Genomic DNA, 24,452 nt, shown 5'->3' on the forward strand with positions numbered 1-24,452 from the left:
GAGGCACCACTCCCCTTCTGGGGAATGGATGCCCCAGAGGGTTTAAGGTTTGCTGTTAGAACGAACAGCTGCGTTATCGCTCCATGCCGCATGGCGAGGAACAAATCCAGAAAGCTCTGGTAAGGGCTGGCTTACCGCAGTTTTCTTGAGAGAGAAACCGAGGGCCGACTGGCCCCCGATTTCTATATGCAAAATGCCTGAGTACCTCCGTCCAGGTCAACTGTTTCGGCCTCGAAAAGGTGCGCTAATGTCGCATCCGAAAGTGGCGTTTCAGAATCTATCGTCATTCGAGAACGCTCAGACGCTGCTGCGCGAAACGCTCCCAAAAGACTCTCTGGGTAGTCCGGGTGAAGACTCGCAAAAAGATCCTTCCACCGCACATTACCCGCCTGCTGGTACCGGCAGATTCGAACGCCCTCCGCCTCAGCAAGCATGTGATCCCCCATGAGGGAAACAAGGCCTTTCTGAACGCCTTCCTTCTGCGACTTCAACAACTTCAACTCGGCCTCCAGCTCACTGACACGACGGTCAATTCTCCGGGCCTCGGCTGCATGCTTGACCCAATCCGCAAGCACTTCACCCTCGGGGATGAAGAAATCGCGTAAGGGATCCTTTTCTGGCTCTGTATCAGAGACAACCAACGCCCAGAACTGGAGTGCCGCCCTGGTTATCAGCTTGATCGCCGGGTCGCTACGAAGAATCTCGAAGACGATCGGCACCTGCCGGGTGTGGTAGAAAAGCAGAAAGCCCTTATCTGCCCCCGATACAGCCATCTGATGCTGGACTTGCCACCAGTAGAGCTTGTAGTGCGATGACAACTCGCCCTGGTTCTTAACCTCATCGAAGTTCGTGTCTGAGAGGACCTTTACTTCGACAGGACGATTCTCCCCGTCCACACCATCAAAGCTTGCCCGGAGAACCGGGTGCGTTGACGATTGGCCGCAGAGCGGGAGCAGGACGGTATCGTAGCGATCCTGAAACCAAGCGATAGCGTGCGGCTCAAGCATGATTGCCAGGCGAACCTGAGGAATCATTGAAATGTCGATAGAGGCAACCCTACCGGTCAATTCCGCCCACAAACGCCACCGTGTTTTCTCGGGATGATGTCCCAGTATGACCGCGGTGGACGTTGCCGATATTCCTTCGTTTCGCCAGGCATGCCACTGAGGGCTCCGTTGGCGCAAGTTAATGACGTTCATCGTGCCTCCAGGTGAGGAGGAACCTGCCCCAAAGGGGCAAGGCCCCCTTTAGGGTTAGGTATCTTCATCAAGCAGTCTTCTGTTGCTTTGCCTGGTACTCGGACTGCCCCTTACGGAACACTTTCTGAGCATGCTCGAGCAAGTCGCCTTTGAGTTGGGCATGAGCCCAATCGAAAGCACTTTGCCAAGCACCGGTGCGCATCGAACGATCGTGCACTTGCTGGATTCGCTCCATGAGCACCGCGTTTTCATCACGACCGGCCGATCGAGCGTTGGCCGTACCTTCGGTTTGAATCGGGCCCTGGTTACGAGCCGGATCCTGGCGATGGTCGTAAACCTCCCCCGCCGACGCCGGCTCAGCACTAGGCTGAGGCTGCCCCATTGGAGTTGGCTCATTCTCGTATACAGCCCCCCCGTGCAAGTTGACTACAGTGCCCTGGGAGGCCACCGAAGGACCATTCATCTCACGCGAAGCGGTATCCAGCGTAACGGGCGCACCCATGAACCCTTCACCACCTTCCTCGTTGAGATAGGAAATGACGTTATCCAGGACAGGGCTTGTCATTGGCCAGTACTTGCGGGCCGCTTTGATGCCCGTCTTGATCGCCATGGCGTCAAAGTGAGTATCCCAAGGGCCCTTCTTTTTGGTCGGGTCCGTGTTGGTCCAGGCACTCGACAACTGACGAGCAGCGTACACGTCTTCAGCGCTAACTGGATGAACCAGAAGCTTCCCGATCGACAGATAGGCCTTGACGTAAACCCCACGGAACTCGCCACGATCATGCTTTGCGAGAAACGGATCGTAGATGTGGACTGGCTCGTCATTGGCACCGTTGTAGCTAAAGGTGTCGAGACTGTAGACAGAGCACGCAACAACCAGATCAACCGCGCGGCTGTCAGTGGCGATCTTCATCAACCCCCGGTAGGAGATATCCGCGATCACCTTCCCTTCACGCGGCACCAGGTAGGCCAGCCCCATCGCAGGATTCAGCGTCAGACCCGAAGAGGCGATCTGCTGCATCGCCAAGGCGAAGCTGGGTTTATTGTTGATTGCAACTGACGCGAGATACGAATTGCCGAGCATAGCCTGGTAGGCATACAGCGCCTCTTGGGCAAAGGTAATTCGACTGTTCGTTGCCGCGACAATGCTTGCAAATTCCTGCTCCGTGCTTCTGACCAGTTGTGTGATCTGTTCAGGCGCGACGCCGGCTTGCTTACTAGAAACTTGTTTGCCATAAGCCATTTCAACCTCCAAGTATGAGAGGCGGAGGCAAACCCCAAACGGGATTGGCACCCCGCGAGGGTTAGTTGCTAGATTTCATTTAATGCTGAAGGTTTGGTTATCCCTTCCTAGAACGGTAATCGTCACCCTGCTGAGGGGCCGGGCGATGTGGAGCCTGTTGCGGACGCTGAGCCTGTTGGCGCGGAGCCTGCGGTGGCGCCTGATTGTAGTTGTCACGCGGTGCACCGCTGTCCTGGTTCTGCGGACGGCCGCCGAGTAACTGCATGGTGCCTTGCATGTCAACTATGATCTCAGTGGTGTAACGCGTGATGCCGTCCTTTTCCCACTCACGGGTCTGAAGTTTGCCTTCGATGTACACCTGAGAACCCTTACGAAGGTACTCACCGGCGATTTCGGCAACCTTGCCGAACATCGAAACGCGGTGCCATTCGGTTCGCTCTACCTTCTGGCCAGTCTGCTTGTCTGTCCACTGCTCACTCGTAGCCAAGCTGAGATTTGTTACCGCATTGCCGTTGGGCAAGTAGCGGACTTCTGGGTCTTGGCCACAGGTGCCAACGATGATTACTTTGTTTACGCCACGAGCCATGTCGTTCACTCCACATTGATTCGGGGCGCACCTCCCCTCAAGGGTCGAATGCCCCTGGGGGGTTGTAAGGAATGCTGGGAAAGGCAGTCCAGCTACTGCATCCGAAGGTCAGCAATGACCATCAGGAATTCAGGAATGGGGTTCAGAAGATTCTTTTCAGTGGGCTCAGTGCAAGGCCACTGAAAAGAAGCTTCAAGGGGGAGTCACCTCCCCCGGCTATCGGTGGAATTTACATCGAGATCCCGATTTCCGCGGTTTCGGGAAGAATCCTGTTGTGTACGGCCCACCGCTTAACGTAGCGGATGTCCATCACCTCAGGAGTCACCGTCTGGGCGATATTGTCAGGCACACGTACCGTCTGACCGCCTAGCAGTAGCTCTTGTAATTCCATTAGATAGAAAGCTTGTGTTGGATATTGCATGGAGGGTTCCTCGCCAGGTGGTCCACCAAAGCTCTCGGCCAGAGGGCTTTGGTGGACCACCTGACGGGGCGGCCCTTGCAGCACTGCCCACTCCAAGAGTGGGCAGTCCATCAGCTCAGAAGCTCAACTTGATGTTGAGCCGCTCGAAGGTCGGCTTGTCATAGACCGAGTAATCGATCGATTTCGGAAGCCGATTAGTGCGGGTGGCGCCACGCAATGCGAGGCAGTCCTGGGCGCTAAGCCCGAGCGAAGCAGTTGCTGCTTTTGCATGCGCGGCCTGGGGAGGCGACGCAGACAGATCATCTACTTTCTCATTACCAAGCTTCGGATCCTGGCGAGGAACGACTTTCTTGGAACGAGTTAGGTAGAAGTAGAGGACAACAGCCAGCAGAATGAGCACCACGATAGGGGCATTATTCATTTGCTCTCCTCCACGTTAGCCATTACATGGCAGACGAAAGAAGTGAAAGCATGACCGGTGTCTGGGGACTGGACCATGGCCATCCGCGCGAGGGCGGAAAGGATGGTAGAGATAAAAGCAGTTTTCATGGAGGCCTCCAAAAGAAAGAGGAACCTCCACCCCAAAGGGATAGAAGCCCCTCTGGGTATGATCACAACCGCGAATCGTGATCGATTAAGTGCTGGGTATAGTGCCCAGCTTCACATAACCCCAGCAGGTAGAACCCGCTAGGACAACACTCAAGCACATGCTTGGGTGGTGATTAGATTCGAGCATAACTGCCCTTTTCTCGGGTGTAAAGCGACCAGGCCAGTTTCTGACCCCATCAAAGGGTCAGATTCAACCTACCTGGTGTGTCCCAGGGAATATTGTGAAGGCTCCCCAACCCAAGGATCCCAACAATGGCAAACGGACACGATTTCAAACCCGAAGGCACCTACTCCAACGCGACCCTCGAGTCGACCTACACCCTCTGCACTGAACAAGCCCAGCGTGTTCATCGACGGTGCTTCGAAGGGGCGGCCCGTGCCCTGTTCACCGTGGACGTGGTCGCACGCGCCATGTCTCAATCGAACAAGGCGTTTAACTACGACGAAGTCATCAACGCTGTCGGAACGATGATGGTGAACCTGGAAACCGAAATCATCAAAGAACGCGACCGTTACACGCACATGATCGTCGCGGCCGGCCAAGAAGGCGTGGTTGCCAGGTTCGACAACGCCCAAGAGTACAAATTCACCGTATCGACGCCGGCCATCATGCGATTCGCGCAGATCATCCAGGCGTTTGACCAGATGCTGGTCCAGGCCCAAACTGCCTGGCTGCTCTGCATTCTGCCGTCGGACAAAAACAGCCTGGTGGCAAACGAGCGTATGCGTCAGGTGATGAAAGTCATCCGCAAACTGCAGAACATGGCCAGCGAAGCTCGCAAGAAGGCTCGCAAGGAGCCGACCGCATCCGACATCGCGAAAACCCTCGGTGACGCCGCGGAAGAATCAGAAGTTGACACCTCGACGGCGAAAGCGATCGCTGAAGAAGAAGAGCAAGCCGCATAGCCTGCAACTCTAAATGAAAATGAAAAGGCGCCAATATGGCGCCTTTCTTTTTACTGTGAGAATTTACCCCTTAGTTTGTCTTCAGCCTCTTTTCGAGAGGCCCCAAAATCGTGGTCCTCTAGCCGGTCCTCATTTCGCTCTAGCGTGTTCTTCCGATCACCAGTGATGTTCAGGGCAGTGCCCGACCCTGTGAGATTCTCAAGAGTTGACTTCGACACCGTCGGGTAGAAGTTGGTTACCTGAAGCAGTCCAATCCACTCCGAAATGTCGATCTTGGACCAATCGAGCTTACTGAGGTCCTCGACCTCCAAACCCTCGCACGTTGGGTTCTCTGCCTCGCCCCAACTTTTGCCCAATTGAGGCCTCGCTTGCTCCTGGACGATTCGCCCAAGTGGAGAGTTGAAGCAGCAGTAGGATTCACGCTTCTCAATGCAGCCAAAAGCCGACTTCGATGCGCAGTAGCTACCGACAAAGTGACAAACCTGAGTCTCTTTTTTGGCCCCAAGCTCGAACTCTTCCGGCTCGCACTCATAGATGATCTGCACCAGGATATTGGCGATCTGGTAGATCAGATAGGCAATCATCACCACCGAGACCACGGACGCAAGGCTAGAGGCCCAAGTCGCGTTTGCAGCGGGTGTCACCGCTCCTGTAGCAGCGTCAGTCGTAGCATAGGCAACATCACTGGCACCGTTGGCTGCAAATCCACTGGCAAAGACCATATTCGCAGCGGCAGGGCCAAACGTCTGCGCCGTCCAGTTCGCGGCATAGTTCATCATCTGCTGCTTGAAAGCACCGATGACGCCAAGCTGGGCGGCGTTGGTGATGGCAGCGTTGGTCGCGCCGGCCGCACTCCACGCAGCATCCCAACCGCTGGAAACCAACGTTTTACTGAAGGCCCAGGCGCTTTCAAGGGTCGGGGCATAATCGATGATACCGACCTTCTCGCTCAGCTGGATCGTGTTGTAGACAAGGGACACATAGTCCATGACCGAAATCCCATCGGGCGCCTCACAACAATCCACCCAACCACCGACCGCCTTCTTACATTCCATCGCCTCGCCTTTCCAAACCTTGCAGGTGTGGTCGGACGTCGTGCCTGTGGGGTCATCGCCACAGTCAAGATCATGCTCTGCAAATTGAGCTATCTGCAGGGCTGCTGCTGCATAGGCGAATTCGGTGGATTTCTCATCTACCGGGTTGAAGCACTCTGTCCCAAGGCAACGCACGGGCCCGTCGCACTGATAGGAAGAACTTGTCTCAGTAGCAGGAACTTCGACCTCATATCCACAGTCCCATACCTCCTCAGTTACATAACACTGGCCAGAGCTACCAGTTGCCCCTGAAACGCATTTCTGAGAAATGAAGCCACACGACTTATCATCCTCGAACTTCTGGCATGAGTTAAGATTTATACCCCCTTTAACACACTCACCTTCCACCTTTAGGTTAAGTGCCAGCTTATCAAAGCCCATTACTGGAGCCGGAAGCATAGCATTATACATTTCGTCGCCTGGACAAACTTGAATTCCGTTAAGTGGCAGGCAGCCCGAAGTAACGCCCTTTGTAACCGAGACACTTCCACCAGTTTCACATTGTCCGTTCTGAATCTTATTGGCAGCATCGATACAGAATTGCGGACCGTAGCTCTCAGCATTAACCCGGACAACCTTAAACCTGAATTCATGCGCATAGAATGAACCCGGCGTGCCACCACCAGTGTCTTGGATGTCGGCCACCATCTTTAGTCCGTTCTCACATGTAGGCATCTGGACAATATTTACAGAGTCAGACACCAGCGTATTAGGAGCAAATTTGTGCCCATTCCAAATACCAATAGAAGAAACGGCAATTTTCTGGGGGAGTGACTTTCCGCCAGGGCCACCTTTACAGATCGCATCGAAAGTGACTTTGTCAATTGAGCTATCCGTGCGCAGCGCACTCGTTGTGTTAGCGAAAGAGCTTGCGAGAAAATCAACCACTACACGATTATTCTCACCCGCTCCAGGTTTATCCTCAACAGCAACCTTTGCGGCAAATGGAACTTCAATGACGTTAAGGCTATGAGTGACTGAGCATATTTTGTCTGAGTTTACGGGGCACTGCTGCTGTCCCTGTGCATCTGTGTAACAATCCATTTGACCTTTGTAAAAATTACACTGGTTATCAATTGTCACTTCTTGGCATAACGGGGAGACACCTGGAACTGGTGAGTTTTCAAATGAGCTCTCACATACAGAAACACCATTAATCACCGCACAGCCGTCGTCAGACACCGCAGGCATCTTGGTGCAAACGAAATTACCTTCGCACGCACCGTCCTTTACGCTGGCAAGCGCGTCCAATGCTTCTTGCGGGTACCATTTTTCATCACTAATTACTTTGGTCGGGTCATAGTGAACGCGCATTTTGGCATAGGCTTCACCTGAGCCGGTAACAGACGCTCGTATTTTGAACTGAAGAACACCCTTTTGTTTCACAATGGAGGTCATGTCAACATCGGGGTTTGCCGCCCAGTCTGTAGCGAGCTCACATTTACCGGCTGTTTCCGGTGGGAAGAGTCCATTCGGCCCAGACCACACCTTCGTACCACCAACCCAAACCTGCATGTAGTCATCCCACTTCGCATAAACTAGCTTTGCATCGATGACAGCCTCAGGCTTGATGACTTCGAACTCCATTTGATTTTCATATATCATGCAATAGCCAGACCAGTAGTTGTCCCCAACTTGACCAAGCCAGATGTCAACACAGCCAGTACCACAGGACTGAATGTTTGTAGGACCGGATGCATACCTGATCACACCCGCATCGTAATCGTGTTTCAAAACAAAATTCCCAGAGCGATCTGTCACTCGCTCACAGGTTTTCATCTGAGAAACGTGCTTAGTCATTGTTGTATTCTTGACATCTACTACCTGCTTACAATCAGAGAATTCTTTATTGAAAACGTCTTGATTGTCGATTGCCTTGTCAGTATTGGTCCACAATGGGTCATTGGCAAGGCTTGGCCGAGCGAGGGTAGAAGAGCCTTTTAATAGCCGATAGGCATCTCCGCTCATGGAGTTTTCAGTGCCGAGCGCTGTGTTCGCTTTTGAACCCGCGCTCAACGTCCCCTCATCGTCGCCATAGAGCTTTGTGAGGTCTTCATTACCTTTGTTCTCCCCAGCCCCTGGGAAGAGATCAGATAGGTTGATGGACTGCTTATCAGCCCCGGACCCGTAGCTAATTGCACTATCTGAAACCGATGGTGGCTCCCAGGCCGACATCGCTTCTGTCGCAGTCGCATTACCGGACGAAGCAGAGGCTGCAATGTTATCGGCCCAAGCGGGCAGGAAAGATGAGTAGGTGTAGAACAGAAGCGTAAGCGCCGCTGTTGTTCTTCCAGCGATATTCATTGACAACCTCACAAAGTATTACAGCAGTCGTTCCAGCGGAACAGCATGTACAAGGCATCCTCACCAACCTGAGGAATAACCCGGCCCTCCCCTCCCTGCCAGGTCAATGGGTGTGAGCCTATCCAATGGCTGCGCTTTGCTTCGGCGCGTGGATAGAACATTGAGATCTTGTACTGTGACTTTGGAACTGTTGGAAATATTGAACCGCGACAGATTGTCTGGTCACCCATAGTCAGGTGCGCAAGACCTCGCCGATGCTGGGTTGCAAGAGTACGTGTCGCCAGAAGAGAAGTCGTTCGACCGAAATCGTTAGGTAGTGCAGTTCCGGCCATCGGGTAGATTTCACCCCAGGTCCCTGCGCACCACCACAAAGATGATAATGGCTCCTGGCCTATTACACCGAGTGCAGCATCAGCTGTGCACGCAGCCTGAGCCAATGGGTTGGCAACGGCAGCCGCCTCTGGGTTAACAAAGAATGCCAGTTCATCATTGGTCCAAGTCGGATCAATTTCCGAGAGCTGGATGATGTCAAAGTCTGCGTACCCATCTGGAGAGCAGCGCTTGGGCATGTACATTTCTAGAATCGAAAGAAGGGGGAATGCATAGTAATGAACGTTGTAGAACGACATTCTTTCTTTGGTAATAGAGTTACCCGCCGTCGCATCCGAAAGCGTGCCCCAGAGTCGCTTGTCCCCAATGGGCAAAGTAACTCCACCAAGCGCCAAGGAACACCCAGGTTTGCGCACTACTTCGATAAGTCGCGCCGGCTCCCACATGGAGTTGACAATGCCAGGCATGAATATCCCTAACTTGTCCTCACACATGCATAGGCTTTTGCTTGAAGCTCCGAAGGGTGCCTCACCTGGCGTGATACTTACACCAGCAATTCGGATTGGGAAAAGGCACGCCCAGCAAAAATCCGTGAACAGTTTCGCACTAAACAGTTCAGCATTAGGGCATGAAAGGGAATCAGTTACAGTCTGATCAGCCCGCCCCAAAGGAGAAAGTAGAAGCGCTGACAGTAAGGTGAAAATAAATAGAGAGTTTCTCATGACTCGGCCTTACTCAACGACGCACGCTCTGCGAGCGATTCCGCTTGAAGAATGAATGGCATGGATACTGCAAAACCCTGAACGGCAGCCGCGCTCAAGGGTTTAAGTAGCCCATTTAACAGTTGAGTCGACTCGAGCTTCTCTAGAATCAGACCTATGTTATTGACTGCGCAGTAGTCCCTCACCTCAATTACCCAGTCAAAATTACTACTATCCCAAACCGCAGGAAGATCAACCTTGCAGAAATCCCAAGGGTACGAGGTCAAACGGCTAAAGTCCGACCAATCCTTGCCATAGTCGTCAACTGCCAAAAGAAGCCCATGGCCTCTAATCAAATCTAGACTTTGTAGTAACGCCAAACCTTCAGCGTTAAAGGTTTCGGAAACTTCGATACACACTTTTATTCCAGACCGAACAGCCTTCGTTAAAGTCTTGCAAACGAACTCAAGGGCTGCTGTTTCTTCCAGGGTGTGTGCGCTGAGGTTCACAAAGGCCACACCGCGGCCGTTGAGCATCTTCGAGTGTTCAACCAGGAGCTCCGCCACTGCGTGGTCCAAATCGATCCAGGAGTGAGCATCGCACCCCTTCATGAACGCTCCAGGCCCCACCCATGAGTTACCCTCGGCTTCACGCGCGAGCACCTCATGCCCAAGAACCGAGCCGTTAGGTAGGTGGATTGCCTGCAGCGCAATTGCTTTCATTTGAGGCCCCCTGCTGGGAATTCTTCAATGTAGAAATTTGTCGTATCGGCGGTAACAACCGACGGTACGTAATCTATGGAGAAACGCGTACGAACGTCGTCTTGGAGCAGATATACAGCCCGACCAATCTGGTCCTGGACGGTTGTGAATCCATCCCACCCCAGCGCTCTATCAACTCGAGTGAGAATCACAACCACGTTTTGATGGTCTGCGTTCTTCTTAATTTGTTCTTTAGCGAGAGCCACTTGTACAGGGTCAACAGGATCAATAATTACGAGACGCTGTGTAAATGGACGAATTGAAAGCGGGTTTATCTGCTCTCCCGCCCTATGAATCAGCGTTCCATCACTCGCCATCATGTCTTCAGGCACAGTGATGGTTGGATTTAGCCTTCTCACCCTGTGAGTGGTAGCTGTCGGCAGGTCTACAAATGTCTGTTTATCCCAGAAACGCTTTGTCGCGTTTTCTTTCAACTCGTTAAAATCAAGCTTGGCCAGACGCTCTTTAAGAACTTCAATTAGATCGCGCTCAGCAATATTCTCAGTTGGGCCGATCGATCCGAGATTTGTTTTCGTTCGCGCGTTGAATTCGTTGTCTGCGGCCGATATTGAGGTTGTACCTGCCACAAGGTAAATTACTTTACCTTCCTCAAGCTTCCTGATTTGCGGAACTACAGTGACCGATGCCTCACTGAACACTACCGGATTGATCAGAACTGGCGTATCTGACTTAGTGTCTAACGCTAGCTTCTGAAGTTTTGCCAAAGCTTGTGGAAAGGGCATACCCTCCGGAATGCCGCGGAACACTAGCTCAACCGATTTATTTCCGTTGTAGCGGACCAACATGTCCTTAACTTCGTGCTCGCCCAGAGACCACGACACAAAGACCTGGTAGATCACCTTACGGCTGTCAGCCACAGGCTGTGCGTCAGTTCCTGATGACTGCGGGGCGGACTCTTTGACGAAAGCGAAATCCTCGTGCTTTAGCGTAAAATCAACCCGCTGGTCTGTCCTGTGCTTGATTTGATTCAGTTCTGAAGAAAACTGTTCGATTGCAGCCCTTTCCTGCTCGGCGAAATTCAAATCAGCCAGACAACCTGCCGTGGGCAACATCATAAAAAGAGACAGTGCAATTACACGGGTCACCATAAAGGGTATGCCTTCCCGATAACGTCACTCTCCATTACATAGCCCCAGTAGCGCGAATCGAAACTGTCGTTCGAAGTACCCATGAACCAGTACTTATGCCCAGGAATGATTTCATCCCGGATATAACGTGATTTCGGCATCCCAAGAGCATCAGACAACAGGAGGCCAGCGCCCTGCTCTTTACCATTGATCAGAACTTTCGAGTCGTTTACTGCGACTCGATCACCAGCAACCCCGCGGGCATACTTGATAATAGTAGTTCCATTCTTGAAGAACGGCTCCATCTGGGTCGATCTGAAGGCATAGATACTGTCTCTTTCGACGACAGTATTATGCTTATCAATTAGGAAAACTCGCCAATCAAGGCAAGTATTCTTCTGCGGATCAACACCAATGCCGAAACGCGTGGTTGCGTACAGGCTTCCCCCAACCATGACCAAGGTAAGGGGCAATGCGCGAACCAAGAATCGCACGTGACTATTCATCGTGCGCACTCTCAACCATTTGATCCTGCTCTACCGGAGAAGGCACCTCCAGATCAGGCGGGTATGCCGCCAGAGCTCGCGAGTCGACCACCACATATCCTGCCGCAGCAAGTTTTGTCGCAGAGGCGTTCAACCTGGCGAATGCCTTCTCGGTCTTCTCTGGAGTATCCAGGCTGGCCTGTGTCGTAACAACATCGTAGTTCATCACAGCGACCAAGGTACCGTTCTCATCACCATAGAATCGGTCCTTCATAGTCACCACTGCGAGAGCAACAACGAATGAAACTAATGCATTAAGCAACATGGCTTTCAATGTACCACCTCACGATCTCGCATCACGCAGTTGATAGCCTCAGCAGTATTCTTGCCTTGCTTTATGTAAACGTTGATGTCGCTAACGTCCTTGGGTGTGGTTGAGTACAAAAGCTTAGAAAAGTCATCCACGGTCAGGCGACCAACACCGGATCCCTGCTCCGTCTGGAAAAAGATCTCAGAATATTGCCCACGAATGGTATGGACAGATTTGAGAATACTGAAACCACCTTCACTAAGCGCTAACTTCCCTTCACGCTTAATCATGTTGATGGCGTCGGGCTTTTGACCCAACAGGAACGTGTTAGCGGAGTTTTCTGCAATAGCCCTTCCTGTTGGACTGGCGTACAGGTCGTTAACTGACTGGGTGATAGTGATTGCTGCGCCGTTGTACTTCCGGAAACGGCGATATCCGTGCTCGATGAACTTTGCAACATCCCCTTCAGTCAACAGCGACCATGCTTCGTCGATCACAACGATTTTCTTGCGATCCCGGTCACCCAGGAACATCGCTTGTTGAATTTGATAGATCAGTTGAAGCAACACAACTTGCTGCAAGTGCTTACGCCCCTTCAGCTCTTCCAGTTCCAAAACGGTAAATGGGTTTTTGAAGTCAACGTTATTCTTGCCGTTGAAGTACTTACCGTACATACCTTTCGAAGTGAACGGGAACAGCTGTTTGCCGATGTCGACGATACGAGAGTCGCTATCTTGCAGCAAGGACTTCTCAACATCGTCTACAATCATTGACTTGCCTTTCTCGGCCCATACCTTGCCACAATGTTGCCGTAGTCCGGCAATCTGCAGGTCGATAAGTGGTTGAGTAGGCGCAGCCATGGCACACAGGAGCCCAATCAGGACGTCTTCTTCGTCCTGGTAAACGTGGATCAGTTCGAACGGGTTCAAGCAGATGTTGGACTCTGGTGTGAACTCGATGAAGTCACCGCCAAACGCCTTCGACAGCTTTTCATACGAGCGTCCAACGTCAATTACCCACACCTGAGCGCCAGCTGACACGTACGCAGTGATCAAGTAGTTCGTTAAGAATGACTTGCCGCTGCCCGACTGTGCGGCCACTGTCGCGTTATAGTTTGTTTCCGAGTCGAACAAGCAATACGACATCAACTGCCCGTTGCGTGAAACCATCTGCATGATTGGCGACCCGGTCCCTTTCCAATCCCCGTAAATTGGAAGCAGGGGTAGCGCATGGGTGATCGCCATAGTTTTGTAGCGGTATGTTTCGTCGATTGCGTTTCGGTCGGCGCCAAATGGGAGCGCATTTAGAAATAGCGGTAATACAAAGTATTTGTCCTCGAGCAGTGTGAACTGCCGAATTCCCAAATAGTTACGGGCTTCCGACGTAGCCCGAACAAGTCGATCGCGATCATTGGCGAAGATGACAACGGTCATGTTGCACCTTACAGCTGCCTCGCCCTCCTCGAGCTCCTTGAACAGATCATCCATACCTTGTTTTTTCGCACCCAACTTAGGCACGAACTTCAACAGTGGCCCGTAGGCTTGGTTATTTGCCCATTGGCGTTTGGTATTAAGTTTGTCCTTAGCAGCCTGTTGCTCTGGAAAGTATACGGTGAAACTGATCATGCAGTTTTCGCGAATCCCGTTAGCACCGGTGAGCAGATCTCCGAGGTACCAAGCTGCAGCACCCTGGAGTGTGTGGCGCGGGAACTTCTTCACGCTCAAAGTTTTTACCAGTGTCTCGCCGATTTTGAGGTGATCACTGAAAACTTCCACCGTACGATCATAATCAAGTATCTGGCACTTCAACGGCTTGTCGTCTTCTGCTTCAACCTGCATACGATCGCGCCAGGAAGCATTTTCGCCCTGGTTTAGGACCGATGACATGATTTCAAGGTAGAGGTGATTGGTCAGTGCCTGAGGCGCAAACCCAATGCTCTTGAATGTCGAGTCGAACTGTGCCCGTAGCTCTGACATCGTTTGAATTTCTTTATCAGATGCAATCACATCAGCGATTGGCATCACGACTGTAATTAGGACGTGTATCTCTCGAACCTTGATACCTGAATAGTCGTCGATTGGCTTCAAGGTGCCATTCATCAGATATCCGGCACGGCTTTTGATCGCTTGGTGTGCAATGTTGTCCTCACAGCCCAAGCGCATCCTCAGCATGGCGTTGACTTGGTTGTTAATATTCTGGGAAGGGATCAGGTTGAAGTTGATCGTTGTTCCCGCCGGCCAAGCCTGCTTCATAACTGATTTCAACTGATCGCCTTCTTTGCCGTCGCTTCCGGGCAATGGGCGACACAAGAACGAAAACCCTATCGAGTTGTCGTCCAAGGCGAAGTAGTATTTTTCGGGATCATAGGCGACCACACTCAGCAAGTCGGCTAGGGGGAAGTTGGCTTTCGATTGAGCGGTCACTTATTTCGCCCCCGCCAACCAGTTCGAAAGAGTCCCCTTTTCGTACCCGTGCTTGATGAGCCCATCGTCCCGGATCATAAAAGGGACCCCTTTCACGCCGAACATTTGGGCCGAAATGATTCGCTTGCCAATTGGCGAGGTGTCGCAGTCGTTACCTCGCTGGTCGACTACCCGCGGCTTGCTTTTACCAGTAGCGATGCCAAAGGCTTCTTCCTTGTCCTTGGCACAGAGAAGGCTACGGACAATTTTGGCGCTGTCGTTACCCAGGGCTGGTACTTCAACGATTTTGAAGTTGTAGCCCTCGATCTTCTGAAGATCGGATATCAGGAGGGCACAGCTCGGACACAGAGGGTCAGTAAACACCACGACAGTCCGTGCACCGGTACCTACGGTAAAGGGAACCAGATCCTCAATATTGAACTTGAGTTTCTTGAGGTCGATGTATTTGGAGGCTTGTTCTGCCTCAGCCAGAGTTGTCACTTCTTGCTGCGACCAGGTGTCGTACATGGAGCCGCGAAATACGAATCGTCCGTTATCACTGACAAAGGCCAGCTTTCCGTTCTTGACCGCAGCGATCATCCCGTTGATTGGCATCGGAGCGGTCTGATTGTGCTGGCTGTCAGCCTGGTCGGCTGCTGATACAGTCGCTGCCGTACTTGCCAAGAGGGCAAAAAAGATTCTTCTGAACATGAGGACACCTCTATATCGATGTCCTCAGGCTAGAGTTTTTGACCAAGATCAGGGTTCGAATCTGACCCTATCGCAGGGTCAAAAATAAAGGGCGCCTAGCGCCCTTTATTGCATCACCAGATAACCGGCGGTGAGTCTTCGCCCGAATCGTCGGTTGCGTAGACCACAATTTTCGGTGCTTCTGGGTAGGTCCGTTTGGAAATTGTGATCATTGAGCCACCCAGGCCCTGAAGCTTGTCATCGACATACCAGTTGTGCCGCGCGATCCTGCCATCAGGATCCACACACTTGGCTACCGCCGTCCAGGTCGAGCCGCCCTCCTTCACCTGCAGCTCGCAGGTAGGCGGCTGATTCTTTTTCACTTCAATATCGACTTTTCCATCCGAGCCCTTGTTCATCTCGGTCTCGATTTCCAGGCCGACCTGGTACTGCCCCTCTGTTGGCAGAGTCGCCCGTGCGTACCGCGATCCACCTGTATCGATTTCTTCCCCGTTCAGCTTGTACTTTAAGCTGGTGATTCGGTCCTTGGGGTGGCCGCCGGCAATCTGCGGCCGAATCATAATTCCCAACGGGGCCCGCGTCGCATTGTTGTCGCCACTCCACAGCAAATTGATTGTCCAGGGTGGCGGTTCTTTGAAGGTCATCAGTCGCTCGACCATCGAGTAGTTACCCCGGGCGTCGTAGACGTGGACTCTAAAGGGGTACACGGCCGGCTCAAGAATGTTGAGCATCCTGAGGACGGAGTTATCGTCCTTCACGACTTGATACCCAGGCATAGCCGGCAGTTCCCAGTCGTAATAAACCCCTTCCACCGCCTTGAACTCGCCGATGTTCCGCACACGCAGCGTCAGATCTGACGGCGCGTACTCTGCGCTGAAGGTCGGCTGAATTGCCCACGCAGGCCAATCGTAGACCCAAAAGGTAATTCGCTGCTCGGTAATACCCTCGCCGCCTCGATCCCGGTAACCGTCAATCCAGGCCCGGTATTTCAGGTACGTTTTTTCATCCGTTACGTCCGCATCAACCGGCGTGTACTTTGCTTCCTGGCCAGGCACGATAGTCGTGCCATCGGGCAGGATGAATTCACCGCCCATGCTCAGGTCCATGTTCGGGTATGGCATCAACATGTTCGCCACCCATGTCGACTCCTTACCAACCTCAGGTCGACGAGGGCCAATAATCTGCACGCGAGGTGGCCGAACCTTCCGAAACGCAACACCGGACCTCAATACCTTCCATACCCTATCATCCTCGACTGGGGCGTCCTTGTAGCGCATCCGCCCATACACGTAGACACGCTGCTCGGTACTACGGCTCTGGACCATCGTGTCCGTACCAGTTGCCCAGGTCTTACCGCGGTCCAAGCTCCATTCAACCTCGATGTTGGAAAGGTCGATGGGCTTGGCGTCGAGCTGCAGGATCCTGAAGCTGGCATCAGCATCCAGGAAGGTGTTTCCTGGTCCTTTCAGATAACCCTTAGGTACGTTGTAGGCGATGACTTCGATCTCGTCGGTCATCGATTTCGCACCAGAGTTTTTGTTTGTGAGTTCTGCACGAATCTTGTATTTGCCCTTCTGTAGCGTCAGCGCAATACGTTGAGTCGTCCTACTCTTGTTTGGCAAATCGACATAAGGACCACCTTCAGTCGACATCTCCCATCGAACCGCCCCTAGGTCCTTTGTCCAGGCCCGATTGGTCACATCCGCAAACAGGGTAATGCGCAGAGGAGCTTCACCTGTCAGACGAAGGGCTCGAATAGAACCGTCGAGCGCAGCACCGTTTAGGATGACGAGGCTCAGGGGCCGCGGGGAAGTACGGGTCACCTTGTATTCGTCTACCGGTGATATCACTCGGGCTTCCGCGTAGATCCGGAGTGTCTTGCCAGCTAACTCCTCGATCGGAATTGCAAACGATGCGTGGCCGCTACCATCAGTCCTCGTCCAAGGCGCCAGTTCGGTCACCGTGTTCCAGGTCGGCTTAAGCACCAGGCGCACTTCCCATTCACCCATTTTGTCCGCCGAGTAGACTTTGGTTCTGTCATAGGCATCCCCCATCGTCACCCCAACCTCGAGGGTGTTGGTCGAAAGGATCTTGTCATTCTCGTTGTCGATGATAGGGACGACGCTTTCGTCAGGAACTGCCAGAACATCAATTTCAGCGCGGGTCGCGATGTCAGGCAGCACCTTGTATGCCACGTCTGTATGCAGCCTTCTCTTTTGCCACAAGGCATCAAACTGGGCCGTGTAGATCCTGCGATAAATTTTGCTGATTGCACCATAGGCCGCTGGCGTGTCTTCTGACTGCTCAACTCCAAGGTTGAGGTTGTGCTTGATCAGAAGCCTCGCATTCACGGATTGGATAATGGCGTCACCGATGTACGCACCTGCCAACGGGGAAGTCAGGAGGGTATCACTGACCTTCGCGCTTGAATCGTAGGTGACTGTGGCCTTTGCTGGCTCGACTGCAGTGAAATTGAACTCGTCCGGGCCGAGATCAATTTTCTTCCCAGACGGCGAGAAAACAGACAGTCTCCAGCTTGATTTGTTGAGGCCGATCATGATGGCCGTACCCTGCAGGTAGGGCTTTTCCCAATTAGGGCGAATTGCCATTCCACCAGGGATATCAGCCCATTCAAGTAGGCACATCGGCTTCGTTGAGTAGGAAGCTGCAGCGCTGATTGCCCGACGCTCAATAATCGTCAGGTCACAGGGTGGGCCGGCTTGCTGCACATACTCAACATCCAGCTCCTCGACTTTGTAGTAGGCGGTTGTGAATGGGTACTTCGGCCCAACTTTCACCGAGCCGAAAGCCGTTTGGAAGGTGGCGTCCGTACTGTAGACACCCAAAAGATTCTTTTCTCCATCGGCTCCAACGATGTACGACGAAACCTCGATCGGATAGGTACCGACGTCAGTTGCAGTGCCTGACATCGCCAGGGTTGAATCACTGGACAGGTCCTTATACTCCGGCAGGCTCTTGGTGAACTCCAGAAGGCACACAGGATTGTCATAGGGGTTGCCGTTGACTGCCGAAGCCTGCCGCACTGTGTTCAAGCACACGGTATTCGACGGCGCAAACTGCGCACGCACGGGCTGTAGGCCAAGGGGGACAGTGCTTGCGGACGTCTTAACCGCCCCCTCCAGTTTCCACACCTCAAAGGGAATTGCATAAGCGGTACCGGTGAGGTCCGCCCTCATGAGAAGTACCCGGCCCTTTCCACTTACAGCATTCTGGATGCCTGCCAAGGCAGAGCCGATACCGTCCGCGGCAACGTAGTCCACGGACAACCTTGTCCCCTGGTTCGGTTCGACTGGCCTCCTGCCGATCTTAAGGCCAACAGAGGAAGTCTTCTCGACGACTGCCACGATGTCAGTGCCCAATGCAGCAATGGCATCTTTGTCCAAGATCAAGAAGCCCGGGCGGCCATCAAGGCGCGGGAAATCTTTGGTGATCGCGGGGGTCGATATTTTAGAGTTGGCGATCTCCTGAACCGGCATTTGGTCGATGACTTCTTCAATGCTCTTGGGCACCAGACGAATAGGTGCAACGACAGACAGTCCATCCTGATCCGTCACCTTTACGGTCATAGAGGTCTCAGTCTTACCGTCCGTTTTGAAATTCAACTCGTCGTTGTTGAACCAGGCGAAGCCATGACCTGGTTGTGCCTGAACCTCAATGGTGTGAGAGCCCCAGAGGTTCTCATCAAGCGCAGTGAGCCGCTGCTTGCCACCAATGCCCTCATAGAAATACAGGACGTCAGGCTTAGCACCTGTTGGAGGCGTGTTCTTGCGAAGCACGGCCACCTTGGCAACGCTTTCGACGTAAAGGCCCTGGGAGTCGACGACACGAAACACGAAAGCATCATTGCCGGTGTATTTTGCAAGCGGTGTGTAGACGTATCCATTTGCCCCCACCACCACTGTCCCATGCTCAGGTTGAGCTACGACTTCATAGGTAAAGTGATCCCAGGCATTAGGGTCGAAGACAGTAGGAGCGGTCTCTGCCGAAGGCGTGTTTTCAGACGTCGAGATCGTTAGGCTCGCTGTCTCCGGCTGCAGATTGTTCTTGTAGACGTTGAGCGCAATCGTGCCTTGTACAATCAGCCCACCAAGGTCTTTGGCTTCCACGGTAACTGTGTCGTCACCGATGAAGTCCTTGGCCGGCGTGAAGACCAGGCGATTATTTTCAAGTACTACAACCCCGTTCGCCGGCTGGCCCTTAATGGTCAACTGGTGCTTGCCGGCGTCGTACCCGTTCTTGTCAGTGACGACTGGGTAGTATGGGGCGCTTGTCGTGTTCTCCCGGATAGAGATAGTGCCGGAAACCGCTTCAGGTGCGACGTTGGACTGCCGCACATTCACATATGCCATCCCCCCAACCCTCTCCCCCGCTGCATCGAAGGCCGAGATAGCAAAACGGTCCACTCCCACCCAGTTCGGGTAAGGGGTGTAGACGATTTTGCCATTAGCGACGGCCGCAGTGCCGCCTATCGGATTAGAGTCGACCTTATATGTGAAGGTATCTGCAGGGTTCGGATCGACAACGACCGGTACGCCACTTACTGGTGTGGACTCTAGAGTGTCTAGGTACAACTCCACTGAGGTGGGTGAGTAGTTCTTGGGCTGAACGCTCACTGTGGCCAGGCCGACTACCTCTGCACCAGCGGGATCCCTTGCGATAAAACTGAAGGTCAGGCTGCCGCTTACTCCGTACGGGGCACGGTAAACGATCCTGTTGTTGACAACTTCCGCAACGCCGGTCATGGCTTGAATCGGAATGCTGAAGGTGTGTAGACCCGCATCATAGAGGTTTTTGTCTACTACAGTTGGGACTGCCGGCGCAGAAGCCTCGCCCTCATTTACGCTGATCGCCACTGCGGCAGACGTCGGGGCGTAGTTGGTTTTTAGCACCTCAACTGTGCCTTGACTCACCTCCGACTCCAACCCCCCAGCGTCCTGGACCTTGTAGGTGAACGTGGCAGTGCCAATGAAACCTTGAACCGGCGTGAATGTGACTTTCAAACCATCGACACTTATGACGCCGGCGGACGGGTCAGGTTGCTGAACGATGATCACCGTGTGGCTATCCGGCGTATCAGGATCAGTGGCAATCACTTGGTCAGCCTGAACAACAAACGAAACAGCTTTAGGTGCCGATGCCAGACCACCTGGATCTGTTGCAACCACGTAGGCGGTCGCCTTTCCGACAAAGCTGGCCGTAGGCGTATAGGTCAGTCTGTTGCCCGAGATAGCGAGCGTCCCAGCTGCCGCAGGAACCGTTTGAGCGATCGAAAAACTGAGCGGCGTATCGTGGTTTGGATCAGTAGCGGTAAGCTCCAATGAAACGGGCGTCGCAATCGCCGTCGTGGCATGGGCGCTGTCGACAACCGGCGGCTTAGCCACGGGTAGGACTTTGATGGTCAACACCCCTGGGATCGACTCCAATCCGAATGTGTCCTTGGCGGTGTAGGAGATGGACCTAGTGCCGACGAAGCTTGGGTTAAGCGCTACAGTCAGCTTCGAACCCGCAAAGGTAAAGGTCCCAAATACAGGATCCTGTGAGGACGTCGAAGCGAGGCTGTAGCCATCGCCTGCGTCGGGGTCGGTAACAGAGGGGGTAAATGTTGATGTGTCACCCTGATTCAGAGTCAGGGTCCTACTTTCCACCACAGGGGGATCAGGGACCGGTAGCACTGTGATGCCAACCTTGGCCGGCAACGATGCACCGCTGTCAGCATCAACGACTACAACAAAGCACTCTGTAACACCGTTCCAGTCCTTGGCCGGGGTAAAGACAACTTCATCGCCCTCAATGCCGCAGCCGCCCATAGATGGGGGCGGCTGCTTATCAATCAAGAACCTGTATGGAGCTTTACCATCCGGGTCCGAGAATAGGATTTTGGCTCGGCCTTCAGTGTCTTCGTTTGCCACCATGGCGATCGGAGCAACCACCGGCGCATCGTTTTCCGGCTGGACGATAACCTTGACGGTCGCAACCGGACTTTTGGCGCCTGCGCCGTCCACGGCAGAGATCTGGATCGTGTCCTCCCCGTACCAATCGTTGTCTGGGACAATTTTCAACGAGTGCAGATCAGGTTCAACAGTAGCTTTTACGTTTGTTCCCTGGGCCTCAACCACCAGGTGGTAGATGTCTACGCGGTCGGGGTCTTGAACGACAGGTACATACACAAAAGGCTTGTCTTCAACCCCGATCGCGGGATGAGCAATGACCACTGGGGGATCGTTGACCAAACTGGTAACAACACGAACGGTAGCCTCATTGGAGTAGTTGCCCTTGGTGTCCTTGCCGCGGTATCTGAAGGAGGCAATACCGCTCCAATGTGGAAAGGGCTTGAACGTCACCGTCGCCCCATTCAGCAGGAACTGGCCAATGGTTTCAGCAGGCATATCCAGGAGCTCGAAGGACTCGGCCTGCACTCCATCACCGGAAAGAGTAAGAAGGATCTCCAGGGTTTCATCTTCGTTATTCAAAACTTCCATATCTTCAGCGAGAGGAAGATTCTTTTTTTCCTCGACTATAGTCTCGGCAATCGCTTTGCCGACGCTGATGACTAGGGGTCCAGTGAATCCAGCGGGCAAGGTGGCCACACCTTTACAACTGAACTCCTCCTTGGTCCTAACACCTTCACACTTCCCGATAGCTGCGCCTTTGGGCGTACCCACGGTGATCGGTAGACTGTAGGAACCGGTGGTGGCACACCCCGCGCGACTCAGCGTGTAATTCACGTCGAGTGTTTCGCCAACCACAGAGACCACTGGATTGATCGTCAGCGCATCACCGCTCTCGACGCACTGTGAAGCCGCGAAAACCTGTGTCGCGAAGACCGCCGACACCAACGTCATCGAAAAAAGGCCTGTCGATTTTGTCCAGTTCACATTGAGTTTCCCGATCCTGGTGTGAAAGCCAAAAAGCCGGCGATGGCCGGCTTTGCTCCTGCGCGTTACTTACATGATGGAGTGAGCGACCGGGAGGGTGGCCGTCATGATCGACTCGATGATGGTTGGCGTGTTGTAGAGACCAACACCGCCACCGACGCCGGTGGCGAACGACATGATCGATTGGCGCACGATGCCGGATACGATGCCCACGAGTACCATCGAGCCCGCGACGACCCGGCCCAGGGTGCCTTGCATCCAGTCGGTCAGGGTTACCCAGATCGAGTCGAAACTGTCACCGCCGGTGCCGGCGAAGGCATTGCTTACTGCGAAGGTGAGCATCAGGGCTACACCGAATTTGATCGATTCCTTGGTGCGGCGAACTTGGTTTGGGGTCATGCTCATATGCATGGGTTTTACTCCTTGATGGTGCTGGTTGGGGTACGCTTAATTTGCGGGTGAAGCGGGGGTTTTCCTCGATTCAAGCGGGCGAATCGAGGGGGTTGGCTTTGCCGCAGGGGTGCCGATTTCCCAACGGCGTGGTTCGATCTCCGTGTAAATGAATCCCGGGACGTTCAGGTCGCCAACGTCCGACTCCCAAGGGGCTACCCAGACACGCATGACAGTGGCTTGGGAACGGATGGGAATCGGATTGCGAGCAGGCTTAGGCACCACGTAACGCTCACCTGCAGCGATGTGGGGCTGGACAGCTGGAAGAACCTCATCCATTGATTTCCCCTCCTTCATCGCTTTGTCCCTGGCGGCCTGGCGCGTCTCTACTTCCTGGCGGAAATTCTCGTTGTCGGTCAGTTGGTACACATCACGTGCCGACATACAGGTCACACCGTCTGGCATCCCTTTGCAGGAATATTCGGACTCGCCGATTTGCAGGAACGAGCAGCCGGTGACGCCCGACGCTAACGCTGCCAGGGCCAGAATTCGGAATGCATTCACAGCTGAAATCGAGTTCATGTTCGTAGTATCCAAACTTGTAATTGGGTGCAGGGGCGAATCCGCCCCTGTTGAGGGTCAGCGACGAGGAGCCTTGGTCATAAGCTTCAGCTGTACGCCTTTCTTGACCACGAAATCGACTTCGCGGGCAGCATCCACCTCGATTACCGGGTAGAGGTTCTCGGCCATTTCCAGGTAGAAGTCGGCGATGCGCTCCAGTGCCTTGCCGGTGCCGCCGATTGCAGCACCTTGCAGTGCTTCTGAGTTGAAGGCTTGTTGGTAGACCGGATCAACTACCCCTCTCTGGCCGCTACCGGAGCCGGAACCGGAACCGGTGATGTTGATGCTCGGTACCTGGCGAACACTGAAGGCCTCGCTCACGCCCTGCATGAAACCAGCCGCAAGAGACCGCGCCAGGATCGCGCCCTGCTTCGAAATCAACCGACCACGGACGCCTGCTTTGCCATCCTCGCCCGACGCATATGCGTCCAGGCCCGTCTCGATAACGCCCCCGTCATCCCGGACACACGAGATGGTCTCAGCGCGCATGTAGGCCCGCTCAGAGGACATGTCGCCAAAGGCGCTGGCGATCAGGAAGCACTCACGCACATCCGCCCTGAAGCGGTTGGGCAGTACGGCCTCTTTCTTGATCCTCAGCAAAACCGGGAACGGGTCTTGTCGCGCCTTGGAGCCAGTCGGCGCGTCCAGACCGGTGATCAAGGCTCCCGACATGATCGAACCCGCCGGTAAGTAAACCTCCTCCTCTTTCTGATTTTTGGGGTCGTCTTCCTTCGGCTCTTCATTCCCGATGGAACGGATCGTCAGCTTCTCCTCCTTCTTCGCGGCCTGACCAGGCTTCACTGGGTCTTGAGCCGGGGCCGGGGCATTTGCGAAAAAGGCAGCCTGGTTCTTGTTCGGATCATTAGCGACAGCGTTGAACTTGGCGGCCGACACCTGTTCACTCTGCAGGCGGGCCTCCTTCTCCTTGAGCTCAGCCTCTTTCTCAGGTGGCGGGGCTTTGGCCTGGGCATTCTTAAGCTCCTCGGCAAGACGTTGACTCTCCAGCTGGGCTTTATCGGCCTGCTCCTTTGTTAGAGCGACTTGCCCCTGGATTTCAGAAAGGCCTTTTTGCAGGGTTTTAATCCCCTCCTTGAGCTCCTGCTGATTGGCGTTCTGCTCCATCAGCGTCTTGAGGTTGCGCTGGACCTCATCGATGGACTTTTCCTGGTCTCGCTGTTTCGCGTTGAGCGAATCGATACCCACCGACCGTGGATCTGCGTCAAACAACACCCGGCCGATGGCTTGCTTACCACCCTGCTTTTGCTTTTGATCCCCCCCGATTGAGCTGAGGAAGTAGACAATGCAGAGGAGCACCGAAACCCCGCCAATAATTGCCACCGCTTTTTTGTTCTTCGGACTCAGGCCCGACCACATTGACTTGATCATACCCACCCC

18 protein-coding genes are annotated in these 24,452 nt (G+C 53.7%); 1 reads left to right on the forward strand and 17 read right to left on the reverse strand.

Translation table 11 applies throughout. The features are described from left to right. Nucleotides 1-182: 182 nt before the first annotated feature. The 5 genes from CKW37_RS21335 to CKW37_RS21355 all read right to left on the reverse strand — a co-directional run bounded on the left by CKW37_RS21335 (nucleotide 183) and on the right by CKW37_RS21355 (nucleotide 3,870). Nucleotides 183-1,199 carry a lambda-exonuclease family protein gene (locus CKW37_RS21335; RefSeq protein WP_095158179.1) on the reverse strand — a complete coding sequence of 339 codons (1,017 nt, stop codon included), beginning with the start codon at nucleotides 1,197-1,199 and terminating at the stop codon, nucleotides 183-185. Between the two features lie 67 nt (nucleotides 1,200-1,266). Next, nucleotides 1,267-2,442, reverse strand: a complete 1,176-nt coding sequence (locus CKW37_RS21340; protein ID WP_095158181.1) for a RecT family recombinase — start codon at nucleotides 2,440-2,442, stop codon at nucleotides 1,267-1,269. Between the two features lie 97 nt (nucleotides 2,443-2,539). Next, a complete protein-coding gene (locus CKW37_RS21345; RefSeq protein ID WP_095158183.1) occupies nucleotides 2,540-3,028 on the reverse strand; it encodes a single-stranded DNA-binding protein in 489 nt (162 codons plus the stop codon). 229 nt (nucleotides 3,029-3,257) lie between these two features. Further along, complete coding sequence (locus CKW37_RS21350) at nucleotides 3,258-3,449, reverse strand: hypothetical protein (RefSeq protein WP_095158185.1); 192 nt, start codon at nucleotides 3,447-3,449, stop codon at nucleotides 3,258-3,260. Nucleotides 3,450-3,564: 115 nt separating this feature from the next. After that, entirely contained in the window at nucleotides 3,565-3,870 is a 306-nt protein-coding gene (locus CKW37_RS21355) for a hypothetical protein (protein WP_095158187.1), read from the reverse strand. A 440-nt stretch (nucleotides 3,871-4,310) separates the two neighbouring features. Here CKW37_RS21355 and CKW37_RS21360 point away from each other — a divergent pair, with 440 nt between their 5' ends. Further along, a complete protein-coding gene (locus tag CKW37_RS21360; protein WP_095158189.1) occupies nucleotides 4,311-4,964 on the forward strand; it encodes a hypothetical protein in 654 nt (217 codons plus the stop codon). 50 nt (nucleotides 4,965-5,014) lie between these two features. On the opposite strand, the gene traN is transcribed toward CKW37_RS21360, so the two are convergent. The 12 genes from traN to CKW37_RS21420 form a co-directional block, all read right to left on the reverse strand. Then, nucleotides 5,015-8,362: a conjugal transfer protein TraN gene (gene traN / locus CKW37_RS21365; protein ID WP_095158191.1), complete on the reverse strand. Its 3,348-nt coding sequence runs from the start codon at nucleotides 8,360-8,362 to the stop codon at nucleotides 5,015-5,017. Between the two features lie 8 nt (nucleotides 8,363-8,370). Continuing rightward, nucleotides 8,371-9,414 (reverse strand): TraU family protein, encoded by a 1,044-nt coding sequence (locus tag CKW37_RS21370; protein ID WP_177454459.1) that lies wholly within the window; start codon nucleotides 9,412-9,414, stop codon nucleotides 8,371-8,373. Beyond that, nucleotides 9,411-10,115, reverse strand: a complete 705-nt coding sequence (locus tag CKW37_RS21375) for an EAL domain-containing protein (protein ID WP_095158192.1) — start codon at nucleotides 10,113-10,115, stop codon at nucleotides 9,411-9,413. Before CKW37_RS21375 ends, CKW37_RS21370 begins: the two co-directional genes overlap by 4 nt. Continuing rightward, on the reverse strand, nucleotides 10,112-11,263 hold the full coding sequence (locus tag CKW37_RS21380; protein ID WP_095158194.1) for a TrbC family F-type conjugative pilus assembly protein: 1,152 nt from the start codon (nucleotides 11,261-11,263) through the stop codon (nucleotides 10,112-10,114). Before CKW37_RS21380 ends, CKW37_RS21375 begins: the two co-directional genes overlap by 4 nt. Next, nucleotides 11,257-11,748, reverse strand: a complete 492-nt coding sequence (locus CKW37_RS21385; RefSeq protein ID WP_095158196.1) for a S26 family signal peptidase — start codon at nucleotides 11,746-11,748, stop codon at nucleotides 11,257-11,259. The genes CKW37_RS21380 and CKW37_RS21385 overlap by 7 nt, the downstream gene beginning before the upstream one ends. Continuing rightward, complete coding sequence (locus CKW37_RS21390) at nucleotides 11,741-12,061, reverse strand: hypothetical protein (RefSeq protein WP_143502069.1); 321 nt, start codon at nucleotides 12,059-12,061, stop codon at nucleotides 11,741-11,743. The genes CKW37_RS21385 and CKW37_RS21390 overlap by 8 nt, the downstream gene beginning before the upstream one ends. Further along, a complete protein-coding gene (gene traC, locus CKW37_RS21395; protein ID WP_095158199.1) occupies nucleotides 12,058-14,460 on the reverse strand; it encodes a type IV secretion system protein TraC in 2,403 nt (800 codons plus the stop codon). Before traC ends, CKW37_RS21390 begins: the two co-directional genes overlap by 4 nt. Next, the gene (locus CKW37_RS21400) at nucleotides 14,461-15,150 is read right to left on the reverse strand and encodes a DsbC family protein (RefSeq protein ID WP_177454460.1); all 690 of its coding nucleotides are present in this window, start codon (nucleotides 15,148-15,150) and stop codon (nucleotides 14,461-14,463) included. It abuts the gene before it with no gap. A 113-nt stretch (nucleotides 15,151-15,263) separates the two neighbouring features. Beyond that, nucleotides 15,264-22,046: an Ig-like domain-containing protein gene (locus tag CKW37_RS21405; RefSeq protein ID WP_256587820.1), complete on the reverse strand. Its 6,783-nt coding sequence runs from the start codon at nucleotides 22,044-22,046 to the stop codon at nucleotides 15,264-15,266. 69 nt (nucleotides 22,047-22,115) lie between these two features. Further along, nucleotides 22,116-22,457 (reverse strand): TraA family conjugative transfer protein, encoded by a 342-nt coding sequence (gene traA / locus CKW37_RS21410; protein ID WP_218241334.1) that lies wholly within the window; start codon nucleotides 22,455-22,457, stop codon nucleotides 22,116-22,118. Nucleotides 22,458-22,493: 36 nt separating this feature from the next. Further along, nucleotides 22,494-23,018, reverse strand: coding sequence for a type IV conjugative transfer system lipoprotein TraV (gene traV / locus CKW37_RS21415; protein ID WP_095158201.1), 525 nt, complete (start codon nucleotides 23,016-23,018; stop codon nucleotides 22,494-22,496). Between the two features lie 57 nt (nucleotides 23,019-23,075). Further along, entirely contained in the window at nucleotides 23,076-24,443 is a 1,368-nt protein-coding gene (locus CKW37_RS21420; RefSeq protein WP_256587821.1) for a TraB/VirB10 family protein, read from the reverse strand. Nucleotides 24,444-24,452: the final 9 nt, after the last annotated feature.

Origin of the sequence: Pseudomonas sp. Irchel 3E13, assembly GCF_900187455.1 — a bacterium.
Lineage (GTDB): Bacteria > Pseudomonadota > Gammaproteobacteria > Pseudomonadales > Pseudomonadaceae > Aquipseudomonas.